Raw genomic sequence first — 14,979 nt, 5'->3', positions numbered from 1 at the left:
TCGCTTTTGAATTGAGAACTGCTGGACTTGTTTGGACTTCCTTGACAGACCGGCCGAAAGCCCGGATAATGCTCGGCTGTTGGGTGATATAGCTCAGTTGGTTAGAGCACAGCATTCATAATGCTGGGGTCGGTGGTTCAAGTCCACCTATCACCACCAAAGAATATGTATTTAGAAGTACAAGAAGCCGCAGATCTCCCTATGAGACCTGCGGCTTTTTTGTGCGCCGACGTTTGCGGACGTCCGTTGACTGATTCCGTTTTGCGGGGCACCTTCGAGGGGGACGGATGCCCTCAAGATGGCAAAATTAGTACTCCCTCTCGTCGACATATAGCGTAGAAAAGCCAAACCCGAAGACAGGGCTTACAAGCTCTCGGACGGCGGCGGCCTGTTCCTTGAAGTAATGCCCACCGGTTCCAAACTTTGGCGGCTGAAGTTCAAGCAGAACGGTGGGAGCGAGAGTCGCCTGGCGCCCGGCGATTGGCGCGACAACATCGGCAGAGCTATTGATTCACAAATTCAATCCATGCAACGTGCACAAATGGCGATTTGCAACGTCGCGCTTGAAATTCCCGCAAATACGAGGATCATTCAACACGTCCATCCAGAATTGATTTGCCAATTCGTAGCATCGCGGCAGATGGCGAAGTTCGAGCCTGGCACCCAAATTCGGCTCCCACTCACGATGGACGACTTCGCCATGTGTATTTGGTCGATACAACATTGGCAGCATGTCATATGCCTCGAGCAGTTGGTGTCGTTTATTGAATGCCCACGCGACCGCAATGTTCCCGTGGTGCTTGTCTGTGTTTCCAATAAGCGCGCCAAAAAGATCTAGGATTTCAACTGTCCTTACGTCTGCCTCGGAAAGGTCGCCACAGCGGCCAAGTTCACGCGCCACTGCGGTCCAACTTTGGTCCAACATCCCCAACTCGCCATCGAGCGCAGCGAAGGTCGCCATGGGACGTCGTCCTTTCAATCCCACCCTGTCGAAACGGACCACCTCCAGGAACACGCGCCCCACGGCTTCAAGAATTGATGTTTTGGCTGCGGCAATCCCATTGCGGGCAAGGACGTCGAGCGCCAGGTGTTCGCAAATGAGTAAATCGCCCCAACGCCGGCCACCGGCCGTGTCGACTTGAGGTGAAAACTTCACAATGACGTGCTCGACTAGTCCGTGCTCGCCGTTTCGCCCAATTGCCGCAGTAAATTTCGGCTGTTCGCCGCCAGCTGACGAGCCGGGGGGCTCGCCTTGCATCGAGCGCTCTGCCATTCCGGGATAGGCTGCGGCGCGGTCACTGTCCGGTATTAATGACTCCTGAACCTTTGCCATGTCCGAGATATACCGGGCGTACGACTCGTTTCCCACAATGAGGTCGCCCGGGGCATGCTCGCTTCGGCGCGAAATGTATTTGAGTACGTGCTCATCGGTCCACCGCAAGATATCCTGTGGCAAATCCAAATCGCGATTTCTACTTGGCTCCATCCGGCCCAAGAAGCCTTGCGGGCGAAGATCCCATAGGAAATAAGGCATCCCTTCGAACAAGCGATACCCTATCCCTTCCAACTGCATAAGCGCGTAAAACCCACCTTGTAAGGGCTCAATGTTGCCTACCGACTCGACAGTTCCGTCCCGCGATACGCGAAACACGGGTATCGGCGCATCTACACCTGCAACCGGCCGCCGCAAAGCGTACCGCCGGGCCTTGCTCGCTCCAAGCACGATACCGCCATGGAATTTTGCCCATAGGCGCGAGAACGTTGGCTGGCTGACATCCAACTCCTGTATGAGGGTTGATGCGCTAGCAGGCCGTCGCATAAGCAATTGCTGTAGCTGGTCGAGTTGATTTTTGGCCAATTTCTCCACGCTCTCTGAATAGGAAAAATCGCTCAGCTTACATAGCTGAATCGATGATATTGAATAGTAAATTGAATAGTATTTGACATTAAAACCATCATAGCATGCATAGCACTTCCGAGCACGCGCAAGAAAATCGCAAGATCGTGGCGGCTTCGCCTAGGGCGCTTTCCGGAATCAGGTTTTGCGCCTATACAACCTTCCCAAGCGCATCGCGCCGGCCGCCCCACAATTGCAGCCTCAAGGCACGGCGCAGTCTGGTGGTCTGCGCCTCGAACGGGAGGTGGAAAAGCCAGGCCAGCAGCACGATCACGACCAGCAACGCAATATACCCCGCGAAGTGCCCGGCACTATCCGGCGAAAACCTCCCGCCGGGCAGATACGGCGCGATCAGCCCCCGCATCGCCAGCAACAGCGGCACATGAATGACATACAGCGTGAACGAAAATGACGCGAGCCAGTTGCCCGCCTTGCTGGCCAGCCGCACCGCCGAACGGCCAAAGTCTGCCTGCGATTGCAAGGAACACAGCACCAGCAGGAAGGCGATGCTGAAGACGACGTCCTGCAGCCAGGATACTTCAAGCAAAATGTCATTGCTGCCGGTGAGGCGGAAATACACCGACAGCGTCGCCAGCACCGCGACAAACAAGCCCAGCCAGGCGCGCGTGGCGACGATCCGCACCCGCGAAAACGCAAGCCCCATCAGCCACACGGCGAAGTACAGCGTGACGTCCTTGCCGATGCACCAGCAGATCAGCATGACCAAACCGGCGGCGCCGAGCCGGCCGAGCCAGCCGCCGCCGGTGAAGCACAACACCACCAGCGGAAACAGCACGTAATACCAGCTCTCGTACGTCAGGCTCCACAAGGCGAAATTGCCGCCGTAGCGGGGCACGGCGATATCTTGCAGGCCTAACAGATTGCCGAAAAACGCGGTGACCGAGTATGCATTGTCGCGGGCAAAGTCGACCCGGCGCGGATCGACCGTGTCGGCAAAAATGGCAAGGCACAATGTGAGGACGAACACCGGCACCAGGACGATCCACAAGCGCGTGACGCGGTCGATGGCGTACGAAAGCATCGCTTGCGGTTCGCGCAGCTTGTTGAGCAGGCTGCCCCCGACCAGCCATCCGCTGAGAAAGAAAAAGACCACCACCGCCTGGTGCGCAAAGCCGGTGAAGAAGGACAGCGCCTGGTACCACAGGGAGGGATCGGGCAAGGACTTGAGGCCCGGAAACATTTGGGCGCGAATGTGGGCGGCGACAACCTCCACCGCCGCCAACCCGCGCAGCAGCGAGATCGTGATGGAGTGGTGGGAATTTTGCTGCAGGTTCGTCTTGGCCAGCCACTCCACCCGCGGAAGGTCGATCGAAGGCATGGTGTCTCCCGTTCAGTGATGGCGCGGCAATGCCGGATCCGCGTGTCGAGGACCGGCTTGCGCGCGCAAAAGTACCCGAAAATGCCGCATGCGCACGCGAAAATTCACGCGCCGGCACCGGGCTTCAGAACATCGCGTACACGTAGGGGGAAACATCGGCCTGGTCGCCAGCGGACGACGACGCCAGCCGCGCCTGCCGAAGTGCGCCGGCCAGCTCGGCGAACATGCCCGCTTGGGACGCGAGCTCGGCGCGTCCCAGCGCCGTCCAGTGTTCAGCGAGCTTTTGCGCCAACTCCGCCACATCGGAACACGACGCGCTGACGAAGTCGGCCCGGATTGGCGCGCTGCGATGCCGCCGCACATAGTAGCTAAGCCGCATGACATCGGGCGCGAGCGGAAACGCCGGCATGCCACCGTCCCCCAGCCGCTCGGACATGGGCAGCAACAGCGCGTCGAACAGCGCGCCGATTTGCGCTTCCGGCAAGGTATTGTTAGTCGAGCTCATAGGTGGTCCTCCAATCTTCCTGATCATCCGACGGGGGTTGCTCATGCTTCCAAAGCACCACGTCCTCGAGCACCAGCAAATCGATTTCGGTGCGCATGAAGCAGCGGTAGGCGTCCTCGGGCGTGCAGACGATCGGCTCGCCCCGCACATTGAACGATGTGTTGACCAGCATCGGGCAGCCGGTCAGCGCCTCGAACGCCTTGATAAGCGCGTGATACTCGGGGTGCGTCTGGGCATCCACCGTCTGGATGCGCGCGGAGTAGTCGACGTGGGTGATGGCCGGCACATCGCTGCGCACCTGGTTGATCAGCAGACGCATATCGTCGCCGGCGGCGCCGCTCGCCGCCGCCGACATGGCGACCCTGCGCTCCTGCCTGAGCGGAGCGACCAGCAGCATGTAGGGGCTCTCGCAGTCGAGCTCGAAATAGTCGGACACGCGCTCGCGCAAGACGCTCGGCGCGAACGGCCGGAACGATTCGCGGTACTTGATCTTGAGATTCATCGTCGCCTGGGTTGCCGCGCTGCGCGGGTCGCCCAAAATCGACCGCGCGCCCAGCGAGCGTGGCCCAAACTCCATGCGCCCGCACAGCCACCCGACAATCTTGCCCTCGGCCAGCGCCTTGGCCACCAACTCCACCCTGCGCGCAAGGTCCTGGTGGCGCTCGTGGGGATAGCCGTGCCGGCGCAGGAAGGCGAGCACTTCGCCGCTGGAATAACGCGGCCCCAGGTAACCGCCTTGCTGGGTGTCGCGGCCCGGTGAGCGCTCGGCTCTGGGCATATCGAAATACACGTGATTGGCAAGCAATGCCGCCCCGAGCGAGCCGCCGGCGTCGCCGGCCGCCGGCTGGACCCACACGTTATCGAATATTCCGGCCGCGACCAGCTTGCCGTTTGCCACGCAATTGAGCGCGACGCCGCCGGCCATCACCAGATTTTTCTCGCCCGTTATCTCGCGCAGATGCCGGGCGGTATTGAGGATGACCTCCTCGGCCAGCTTCTGGACGCTGGCGGCCAGATCCATCTCGCGCCGCGTGATCGCCGCCTCCGGCAGCCGCGGGGGGCCGCCGAACAGTTTGGCAAAGCGCTCGTTGGTCATGACCATGCCGTCGAGATAGCCGAAGAATGCCGTGTCGAGCCGGTATGAACCATCCGGCCGGACATCGATCAGGTGTTCGCGCATGGCGTTGTAAAAGCGCGGCTCGCCGTAAGGCGCCAACCCCATCAACTTGTACTCGCCCGAATTGACCTTGAAACCGCAAAAATACGTCAGCGCGCTGTACAGCAGGCCAAGCGAGTGCGGATAATTGATCTCGGAGAACAGCCGGATATCCTTCCCCTCCCCGCTGCCGAGGCTGGTCGTTGCCCATTCACCGACGCCGTCGATGGTCAAAATGGCGGCATGCTCGAACGGCGAGGGATAGAAGGCGCTGGCCGCGTGCGCCATATGGTGCTCCGAAAACAGCACCCTGCCCTCCTTGCCGGTCGTGCCGATCGTCCGGACGACGTGGTCCTCGACCCACACCTTGTCGCCCAGCATCTGCTGTGCGGCCTCGATGAACTGGCTTTTGCCGCGCGCGCCGGACGCGAGCGCGTTCTCGACGATGCGGTCGAACGTCGCCAGCGGATTGTCATAAAAAATGACCGCGTCGAGATCGCCCGCATCGACGAACGCCTCTTCAAGACAATAGTTGATGGCATTGACGGGAAAGCGCGGGTCGTGTTTTTTGCGGCTGAAGCGCTCCTCCTGCGCGGCGGCGACGATGACGCCATCGCACACCAGCGCCGCCGCCGCGTCGTGGTAGAAGGCGGATATGCCGAGAATCAGCTTGGACATTTTTGCGCCTCACGTTGTGGCGGTTGGACGAGAATGCCCGCAAGCACGGGCGCGAGCGTGTCGGCGAGCGCCTGGTGGCCCGCCGGCGTGAAGTGGATGTCCTGCTGCCAGCGGAACGCGCGCCGCACCGGCGCCTCGTACTCGAGCAATGCCGGCAAGGGATCATGCAGCGTGCAACCGAGCTCCTGCGCAAGCTCGGCGAATCGGGCCTGATACGGCCTCGCATCGCACTGCTGGTCCAGATGCTGCGGCAACGGCAGCGGCATCAGCACCACCGGCCGCCGCTGCGCCCCGATCCATTCGGTCAAGATGGCGCGCATCAAGAGCCAGTCCGGCGTCGTTGCCGAGTTGTAGGCCGGAAGCGGCTGGTAGTTGGTCAGCCGTTGCACGACTTCGCGCGCCCCAAGCGCGGTGACGATGCCGCGCAGCGCCGCGAACCGCCCGCCGGTGTCGACCGCGCTCCGGTCCTCCGGTGGAAGGTCCGCCAGATCGAATGGTTCGGCCGGCGGCGGGACCTGGTGAAGGCTCAGCTTGTTGCCATCGAGGGTGTAGTACGGCTTCGCATACAAGCGCTCCTGCCCGTTTGCGTCGCGGTGCGGACGAAAGCGCGCGGCGACGCGCCTGATGTTTTCCACAAAGACCGCGATGACGATCGCATCGTGCTCGACATCCCGGCCGTATTCCCTCCAGGCGAGATATTGCTGGTCCGTTCCCGTGGACGAAATGCCGAAGTTATACACTTCCAGGTCCGGCATTTGCGCCTCGAGCAGATCGGTGTAGCGCTGTGGGTTCGAGACGCCGTCGCCGGCGGTGAAGGAATCACCGAAAAACAGGATGCGGCGACGCCCTTGGTTGCGGGCCTGCAAGAAGGGACGGTCGGAGCGAAACCCCTGCTCGTTGGCCCGCAAAAGATAGCCGCCTCCTTCATGAGCGATCCTGGCCCGGATGTTTGGAATGAAGCGATACCCGATCACGGGGTGGTACTCATAGACTTGTCTCATTAGGGCTTCCCATAGCGATGCGCGTGCCGCCATGAACGGCCGCGGCAAGCTGGAAGCTCCATCATGCTCAACATGCTGCCGGGCGTGTTTGGGCAAGCGCAATCGAGTTTTGCCTTTGCCACAAAGCCCCTGAGGTCGGGCGCGTTTGTTTTATGGCGGCATCAATTCCGTCCACAAGCATCAGCGCTTCGGATCCGCCGCTCCAACCCATGCGCGAATGGCAATTGTCCCGGGTCGCCTCCAGCCGGCAAACGGGCCGGAAAATTCGGTTACAGACACCATACGATAGCACCGGCAACAACACGCGCATCACATTTTGCTTGTTAAAGTGGTTGGGCCAGTTTAGTATTTGGTCTAATCACACAAAAGAAGTGATCAAACCAATTTGACCACTCAGACAAGGAGACAAGATGTCACGTTCGCGCCCATCCGAAATCAAACCCGCCATGATGGCCGCTGCCGTGGCTTCGGCCATGCTGCAGCTGGCCGCGCCGGCCTATGCCCAGGCCCAGGCCGACGCGCAGGCCGAGCCGATGCAGGCGGTCGTGGTCACCGGCTCCCTGATCCGCCGCGTCGCCCACGAGGGCGCGACCCCGCTCACCACCGTCAAGGCGACCGAGCTCGAGGCGCGCGGCAACACCGAACTGAAGGATCTGGTGCTCGAGCAGCCACAGTCGCTGTCGCTGGGCACCAACACCGGCGCGGCCGGTCCGGTCACCAACCTGCGCGGCCTGGGCCCGATGCGCACCCTGACCCTGCTCAACGGGCGCCGCCTTGCCAACGAACCGCTGCAGGACCAGTATGTGTCGGTCAACGTGATCCCGCGCATGTCGCTCGACCGGGTCGAGACGCTCAACGGCGGCGCCGCATCGACCTATGGCGCCGACGCCATCGGCGGCGTCCAGAACTTCATCACCAAGCGCGGCTTCAAGGGCGCGTCGATCAAGGCCGAGTATGCCACCCCGCAAATGGAGGGCGGCGGCCAGACCAAGAGCATCGGCGCCATTGTCGGCTTCGGCGATCTGAAAAAAGACAACTGGAACGCCTACGTTTCGGTCGACCACCAAACCAAGACGGCCCTGTTCCAGAAGGACCGTCCCGAGCAGCACGATCCGGACGTGTTGCGCGCCCTTGGCCTGGGACTGCTGCCCGAGGCGCGCAACCCTTCGCCGCTTGCCAACTTCGGCTTCACCCGTTCGGCCAACTCCAACTACAATCCGGCGTTCGCCACCGGCTGCGACTCGCCATACACGAACCCGGCGCTCGGCGCCGCCAGCGCCAACCCCACCCCGGTCTACGCGCCCGGTTGCGCCCGCGATCCGCTGTACTGGAACGCGGTGACCGACGGCAGCGAGATCACCAACCTGGCCGGCCGCGCAAGCCTGAACCTGCCGGGCGGCCACAAGATCGACCTCGATGTCCTGCACAGCAGCTTCAACGTGCAAAAGTACCGCGGCTTGCAGATCCCAAACTCCACCCAGCCCTTCACCACCTATTCGCTGCCGTCGACCAGCCGCTTCTATCCGGGCAAGGGCATCACGCCGGCGGTCAAGGTCGTGGGCAGCAACACCGGCACCAATTCGCCGGCCATGTTCATCGACCCGACCCGCACCCCGGGCGCCGTCAGCGACCTGAACATGAACAACCGTATCGCCTACTTCCAGTGGGGGCCCGCCGAACTTGGCCAGGCCTACCGCAACGACGGGCAAACCAACGAGCGCATAGTGCTGACCGCCGACGGCAGCGTGATGGGATGGGACTACCGCACCGGCATCAACTACGGCCGTTCCGAGCGCGACACGCGTGTCGGCGAAGGCTACCTCCTGTACACCAAGGCCCAGGAAGGCTTCGACCAGGGCATTCTCAATCCATTCGGCCCGCAGGACGAGGCCGGCGTCAAGTACCTCGAAAGCATCGAGGCGAACGACTACACCTACCGCCTCAACAAGGCCTACAACCAGAGCGTCGACCTGACCCTGACCCGGCCGATCTGGACCCTCGGCGGCGGCGACGTCGTGCTGGCCGTGTCGGGTGAACTGCGGCGCGATTCGGCCCGCACTTTCGACGCGCCACTCGACCACGTCCTGCTCAAGCCGGACGGCAGCTACAACATCAGCGAGTCCGGCGTCGTGGTCAAGAGCGACCTGGTCGGCGAAACGCCACAAGGTGTGGCCAAAAAACTGCGCCGCGACATTTCGTCGCTGATGCTCGAACTCGACGCGCCGATCACGCAGACCCTGCTGGTCAACGCCGGCGTGCGCGCCGACCGCTACAAGGACCTGGACCAGACCACGGTCAACCCGAAACTGGCCGTGCGCTGGCAGCCGACGCCCTCGCTGGTGCTGCGCAGTTCCCTGTCGACGGGCTTTCGCGCGCCGTCCATCATGGACATCCAGAACCCGACCCCGGAGGTGCGCACCCAGCTGATGGACGATCCGGTCCTGTGCCCGAGCACGCAGCCGACGGTGCCCGGGACCGGCACGCCGGCGACCGGCTACACCACGGAGCAGGTCTGCAACGTGCTGACCTCGTACTGGACCAAGTCGCCCAACAACACCTTCCTCAAGCCCGAGAAGTCGCGCGGTTTCTCGTACGGGGTGGCGTTTGAGCCGCTCAAGAATTTGTCCGTGACCGTCGACTACTGGGGCCTGCACCTGCGCGACGTGCTCGGCGCGGTGGCGATCGCCGAGATCCAGCAGAACCCCGTCAAGTATGGCGACAACTTCGTGCGCAACGCCGACGGCACCATCGGCCACATCGTGGCGAGCCAGGCGAACCGCGGCCAGACGCGCATCCGCGGCGCCGACCTGTCGGTCCGTTACACCTTCCCGAAGACCAGCTTCGGCAAGTTCGACGCCAAACTCGACGGCACCTGGTATCACAAGTATGAGTTCCAGGGCGAGAAGGATGGCGCGTGGCTCGAGAACGTGGGCATCATGACCAACGACGGCCGCTATGGCGGCGCCGGTCCAAACTCCGGCCTGTCCGGCCTGGCGCAGATCAACCCGCGCTGGAAGCACACCGCCTCGGTCGGCTACAGCCACGGCGACTGGCGCGGCACGCTGTCGCAGCGCTACAGCTCGGGCCTGACCGACCTGACCCCGCGCACCGGTTCGAGCCTGACCAAGATCGACGCCTACAGCCAGTTCAATGTGAACGTCAAATACAGCGGCATCAAGAACACCACGCTCTCGGCCGGCATCAACAACATCACGGAGGAATTCCCGCCGCTGACCGCCAACAGCCTCTATAGCGGTGGCTACATCACCAGCCTGGCCGACATGATGGGGCGCGTCTTCCGCGTCTCGGTAGAGTACAAGTTCTAAATCCTGTTCTAAGCTCGGCGCCTTAAAAGCGACACCCAGCGCCAACCGCTCCGCGGTTTCGACACACGCCAGTGTTGAGAAACCGTGGACGGTTGGACAATTTACTCCTCTGATTCGTCGGGAATCACTGACGCGTGGCGCTGGTGCCACCTTGCCAGATTGGACAGACCAACCTAGAATCGCTCATCTCCATTCCTGTTTGTCCTGCCCCCCTCCTCCCGATGAAAAAAAATACCGCAACACCCGACGCGAACCATGCCGAGCCGCGCCTGTACCGGGTCGTCGCAAGCCGGATCCAGGCCCTGATCGCGGAAGAAAACATCCGGCCGGGCGAGCGGCTGCCCTCCGAGCGCGACCTGGCCCTAAAATTGAGCGTGAGCCGCACCTCGCTGCGCGAAGCGCTGATCGCGCTCGAACTGGGCGGCTTCATCGAAGTGCGCGGCGGCTCGGGCGTCTATGTCAGCGAGCAGGCCGCGCCACAGGCGCCGGTGGTCGAAGTCGGCCCCGGCCCGTTCGAAGTGCTGGCCGCGCGCCGCATGATCGAGGCCGAAGTGGCGGCCCTGGCGGCCAAAATGGCCACCGATTCGGCCATCGACGCCATTTTGCTGGCCGTGCTTGAAATGGAGAAGCACCACGACGACCGCGGCGCCAACGAGCAGGCCGACCGCAACTTCCATCTCGCCATCGCCCGCGCGACGGGCAACAGCGCGATGGTCGGCGTGATCGACTACCTGTGGAACCAGCGCGGCAGCCTGTGGCACAAGCTCAAAGAACACTTCCAGACCGAAGATCTGCGCAAGAACACCCTTAACGACCATCGCGCCATCCTCGAGGCGATCGCCGCACACGACGTCAGCGGCGCGCGCCAGGCCATGCGCGCCCACCTCGAACGCGTCACCCGCACCTTCTCGCGGGGGTAGGATCCTGTTGGACTCAGAGGCTGAGAGTTTTTCGGACGTGCCCGAGCAGCGCGCCAGAAGGTGGCCGATCTAGGCGCAAAGCACAGCCATAGCTCGGGCTATGGCGAGCATTTGCAACGACGAGCGGGCGCCTTCCGGCGTGCTGAGCGGGCATGGTCGAAAGACTCTCAGCCTCTCAGGATCGTCGGCCGCAAAAAGCGCTGGACGGTCCGTATTTCGCCGCTTTCTCGGGCAATAGCTCGCTGTTGGCACTGCGAAATCGTCAAAACCTGTCCTCGTCCGGCGCTTTTAGCGCCTCGACTCCCTAAGCCCGCCCAACAGGCTCGTGGCACCGCTAAATTGGCTCATCCAGATTGCGCAATTGGTCCAACCGCATTAGAATTGGCCTGGTCATTTGACGCAACCATCTGAAGGAGAGCACGATGCGCCGTTTCGCGTTCCTGGTATCGCCGCGCGCAAGCGCGCCCCACCTGCTTGCCGCGCCACCCAAGCCAGCCCGCCCCATGCCCGCAGCCTCGCTGCGCCAGCCGTGAGGGCCCTGCCCTGGCTGGCCGCCGCGGCCCTGCTTTTAGGCCCGGCGGCGCCGGCCCAGACTGCTGATGGCTGGGCCAGCCAGGATGGCGGCACCACCGGCGGCGGCGCCGCCGCCGCACTGACCGTCACCAGCGCGTCCGAGCTGCGCGCGGCCCTGGCCGCCGGCGCGCGCGTCATCGAGGTGGCAGGCATCATCGACATGCGCGAGGGCCAGCCCTTTGCGAGCCGCGCCGACCAGCTAAAACGCGGCACCATCCGAGTGCCCAGCGACACCACGCTGACGGGCGCCGGCACCGGCTCCGGCCTGATGCACGCGAGCCTGCTGCTCAACAAGGTCAGCAACGTCATCATCCGCAAGCTCAATTTGCGCAATCCCTGCGACGTGGCCCCGACCTGGGATCCCCAGGATGGGTCCAAGGGAAACTGGAATGCGCAGCTCGACGCCATCGCGGTGTCGGCCTCGCGCCGGGTGTGGATCGACCGCAACAGTTTTACCGACGCGCCGCATGGCGACGAGCTGGCCCCGCTCGAAAACGGCATGCCGAAGCAGTGCCATGACGGCGCGCTCGACATCAACCAGGGTTCGGACCTGGTCACGGTCTCCTACAACCGCTTCGCCCTGCACGAAAAAAACTCGCTGGTCGGTTCGAGCGACAATGCCACGGGCGACCTCGGACGCCTGCGCGTCACCTTCAGCAACAACCTGTTCGAATACATCTCGAGCCGCGCGCCGCGGGTGCGCTTCGGGCGGGTCCATTTGTACAACAACTACCATCTCGGGGCGCGGCGCCATCCGGTGTACCAGCACCAGTACAGCGTTGGCGTGGGCAAGCAGGCCGACATCATCGCCCACGCCAACGTCTATGAGATCGACGGCGCGCGCGGCTGCGGCGACGTGGTGCGCAGCCACGGCGCCGACAATTCCTTCACCGACGCCGGCTCGACCCTGAACGGCGCCGCGCTGGCCGGGTGCGCACTGCCATCCGCGCCCGCCTGGCAGGTGCCCTACCCCTTCACGGCGCGCCCGGCGGCGCAGGTCAAACAGCATGTGCTCGACAACGCCGGCGCCGGCAACTGGCAGTTCGACAGCATGCCGGACGGCGCCATTCTGGCCCTCGCGGCCGCCGGATCGCCGCTGGCGGCGGCGCCGGCCGACTTTTATCTGGAGGCGCGCATTGGCGCCCTGCGGCCGGCCTCGGGCAAGGGCCAGCTGGTCCTGCTCGGACGGCACCGCGCCGGCAACTGGACGGGCGCCGGCCTGGCGCTGGCCGACGGCGTGCTCGAGGTGAACGTCGTGCGCATGCAGGACGGCGTGCCCACGCGCGTCAAGCAGTTCCGCCGGTTCGAAGCGTCCGCGCGCAGGTCCGACCTGCTGCGCGTCGAGCTGGGCGGCAGCGCGCTGACGGTCTACCTGAACGGCGAAAAACTCGGCACGGTCAACGATGCGCGCTTCGCGCAAGGCGGCGCGCAGGTCGGCTTTTACAGCCAGGGCAATGCCTTTGACATCGACCAGGTCCGGGCCGGGCCGGCCGCAAACAAGCCGGCGCGCATTGCACTATCGGGCGTGGCCGGCGTGCTGCGGGCCCAGGTTGGCGACGCGCCGCTGACCGTGCCGGTCAGCGCCGTCGGCGGCGACGGCGCCACGCGCATCGCCTTCACCGCGCGCTCGGACAATCCGCTCGTGGCCAGCGTCGTTGCGGGCGCCTTGGGGGTGACGGTGGTGCCGGCCGGCCCGGGCGAGGCCAGGGTACTACTGGGCAGCCCGACCGACCCGTCGCAGCAGGCCTGGTTCGGCGTCAAGGTCGGGCCGCGCTTTAACATGCCGCCGGCGCGGTCGCCGGCGCCTGTGGTGTTTCCGCCGGCCGGCGCCCGCGGCGTGCCGGTCGATACCCCGCTGCGGCTCACGTTCGCCGCGCCGCCCACGCTGGGCGCCTCGGGATCGGTGCGCATCTACCGCAAGCGCGACATGGCCCTGGTCGACGTCATCCGTCCGGGCGAAGAAGTCGCGCGGATGGGGCCTGGAAAGGCGGAGCGGCTTCGCCACGTCCGGCGCCACCCGATCCGCGTTGCCGGGCGCAGCGCCACCATCGAGTCGCATGCCGGCGTGCTCGCCTACGACACCGAATATCTGGTCGCCGTTGGCGCCGGGGTGTTCGACGATGCAGTCGGCCGCTGGTCGTTCCGGACCCGCAAGGACATGGGGGCCCGTGCGCGCCTGGTGGTCGACGACGACGGCCCGGCCGACTTTCGCACCGTGCAAGGGGCGCTCGACCACGCCATGGCGCGCTATCCAAAGGCGGCGCCGCTGACCATCGCGATTGGCAACGGCAGCTATGAGGAGCTGCTGTTTCTGCGCGCGCGCGACCGCGTGACGCTGCGCGGTGAGAGCCGAGACGGCGTCGTCATCCACGCGGTCAACAACGATGGCATCCATTCCGGCTCGGGCGCCAGCGCCGCGCCCGGCGCGCCCGGCGTTGGCGGCGGACGCGCGCTGTTCCTGGCCGAGGAGCTTGACCTGCTCACGCTCGAGACGCTCACGCTGCGCAACGACAGCGAGCGCCGCTACAGCCGTTCGGGCCAGGCCGAAACGATCTACTTCAACAGCGACGCGGGCCGGCTCGTTGCGCGCGACGCGAGCTTTTTCAGCGAACAGGATACGCTGCAGTTAAAGGGCTACGCTTGGTTCTACCGCACGCTCGTCGCCGGCAACGTCGACTTCATCTGGGGCGCGAACCGCGCGGCCTTGTTCGAGCAAAGCGAAATCCGATCGGTCGGCGACAGCGCCAACCCGGAGTCGGGCGGCTACATCGTCCAGGCGCGCACGGTGTCGGCCAAGGACCCGGGATTTGTCTTTCTCGACAGCGTGCTCACCCACGGCGTTGGCCCGGCTGGCAACCCGGTCCTCCCGGGCCGCACCTACCTCGCGCGCAGCCCGGGCACCGCCAACACTTGGGACAACGTCAGCTTCATCAACTGCCGCATGGATGCGCATATCGCGCCGCGCGGCTGGGCCGGCGTCGGCGTTGGGCGCGAACCGGTGCCCAATCCGGCGCGGGCCGACGCCCTGCATGGCTGGCGCGAGCATGGCAGCGCGGATCTGGCCGGAACGGCGCTCGACCTTCGGCCGCGCATTGGCGGGTATGTGCTCGATGCGGCCGAAAGGGACAGCCGGTTCGGCGGCCGCGCCAGCGTCTTCGCCGGCTTCAATGGTGGCGAGGGGTGGAATCCTGGGAGCGTAAGTGTTGGCGGGGGCGGGAGTAGGTAGTCGCCACGGAGGTCGGGAAACCGATCTTCATCGATGCAATAGCCAGCGTCATTCCTGCCATTGGCAGAAATGACTCCGCGCGAATGTGATATTTAAGTCGTCTGCGACACGACTTCTAACGCTACGTGGTGCCAATTCAGCACATCGCCATGTCAAGGAAATTATCCCGGACAGCAGTGCTCACGAACGGCGTGTCATCAAGTCACCGGCGCAGGATTGAACAGCGTCAGCGCGTTGTGCAGCTTGTGGTGTTCGGCCCAGGTCTTGCGGCCGCTGGCAACTTCGAGCATCAACCGGAACATCTCCCAGCCCACGTCTTCGATCGTGGCGCTGCCGCTGGCGATGCGCCCGGCGTTGA

The 14,979-nt window shown here is 64.1% G+C and carries 8 protein-coding genes, 1 tRNA gene and 1 pseudogene; 4 read left to right on the top strand and 6 right to left on the bottom strand.

What is annotated here, in order from left to right:
- The first annotated feature begins 82 nt into the window (after positions 1–82).
- A tRNA-Met gene (locus C7C56_RS00250) sits at positions 83–159 on the top strand.
- Between the two features lie 352 nt (positions 160–511).
- On the opposite strand, the gene yjjJ is transcribed toward C7C56_RS00250, so the two are convergent.
- The 5 genes from yjjJ to C7C56_RS00225 form a co-directional block, all read right to left on the bottom strand.
- Positions 512–1,858: a type II toxin-antitoxin system HipA family toxin YjjJ gene (gene yjjJ / locus C7C56_RS00245; RefSeq protein WP_146204210.1), complete on the bottom strand. Its 1,347-nt coding sequence runs from the start codon at positions 1,856–1,858 to the stop codon at positions 512–514.
- Positions 1,859–2,048: 190 nt separating this feature from the next.
- Entirely contained in the window at positions 2,049–3,236 is a 1,188-nt protein-coding gene (locus C7C56_RS00240) for an acyltransferase family protein (RefSeq protein ID WP_106755511.1), read from the bottom strand.
- A gap of 124 nt (positions 3,237–3,360) precedes the next feature.
- On the bottom strand, positions 3,361–3,741 hold the full coding sequence (locus C7C56_RS00235) for a hypothetical protein (RefSeq protein ID WP_106755510.1): 381 nt from the start codon (positions 3,739–3,741) through the stop codon (positions 3,361–3,363).
- Positions 3,728–5,575, bottom strand: a complete 1,848-nt coding sequence (locus tag C7C56_RS00230) for a carbamoyltransferase family protein (protein WP_106755509.1) — start codon at positions 5,573–5,575, stop codon at positions 3,728–3,730. Before C7C56_RS00230 ends, C7C56_RS00235 begins: the two co-directional genes overlap by 14 nt.
- On the bottom strand, positions 5,563–6,576 hold the full coding sequence (locus C7C56_RS00225; protein ID WP_181372950.1) for an SGNH/GDSL hydrolase family protein: 1,014 nt from the start codon (positions 6,574–6,576) through the stop codon (positions 5,563–5,565). Before C7C56_RS00225 ends, C7C56_RS00230 begins: the two co-directional genes overlap by 13 nt.
- A gap of 410 nt (positions 6,577–6,986) precedes the next feature.
- On the opposite strand from C7C56_RS00225, the gene C7C56_RS00220 reads away from it, so the two are divergent.
- From C7C56_RS00220 to C7C56_RS00210, 3 genes are all read left to right on the top strand, one after another.
- A complete protein-coding gene (locus tag C7C56_RS00220) occupies positions 6,987–9,902 on the top strand; it encodes a TonB-dependent receptor domain-containing protein (RefSeq protein WP_106755507.1) in 2,916 nt (971 codons plus the stop codon).
- A gap of 221 nt (positions 9,903–10,123) precedes the next feature.
- Positions 10,124–10,822 carry a FadR/GntR family transcriptional regulator gene (locus tag C7C56_RS00215; protein ID WP_106755506.1) on the top strand — a complete coding sequence of 233 codons (699 nt, stop codon included), beginning with the start codon at positions 10,124–10,126 and terminating at the stop codon, positions 10,820–10,822.
- A gap of 529 nt (positions 10,823–11,351) precedes the next feature.
- Positions 11,352–14,621, top strand: a complete 3,270-nt coding sequence (locus C7C56_RS00210) for a pectinesterase family protein (RefSeq protein ID WP_106755505.1) — start codon at positions 11,352–11,354, stop codon at positions 14,619–14,621.
- A gap of 197 nt (positions 14,622–14,818) precedes the next feature.
- Here the strand turns inward: C7C56_RS00210 and C7C56_RS00205 are convergent.
- Positions 14,819–14,979 (bottom strand): annotated as a pseudogene (locus tag C7C56_RS00205) (UxaA family hydrolase); the annotation flags it as partial.

Origin of the sequence: Massilia glaciei (genome assembly GCF_003011895.2) — a bacterium.
GTDB classification, from domain to species: domain Bacteria; phylum Pseudomonadota; class Gammaproteobacteria; order Burkholderiales; family Burkholderiaceae_D; genus Telluria_A; species Telluria_A glaciei.
The sequence above is the reverse complement of the archived record's forward strand: the minus strand, read 5'-3'. Positions and strand labels throughout refer to the sequence as shown.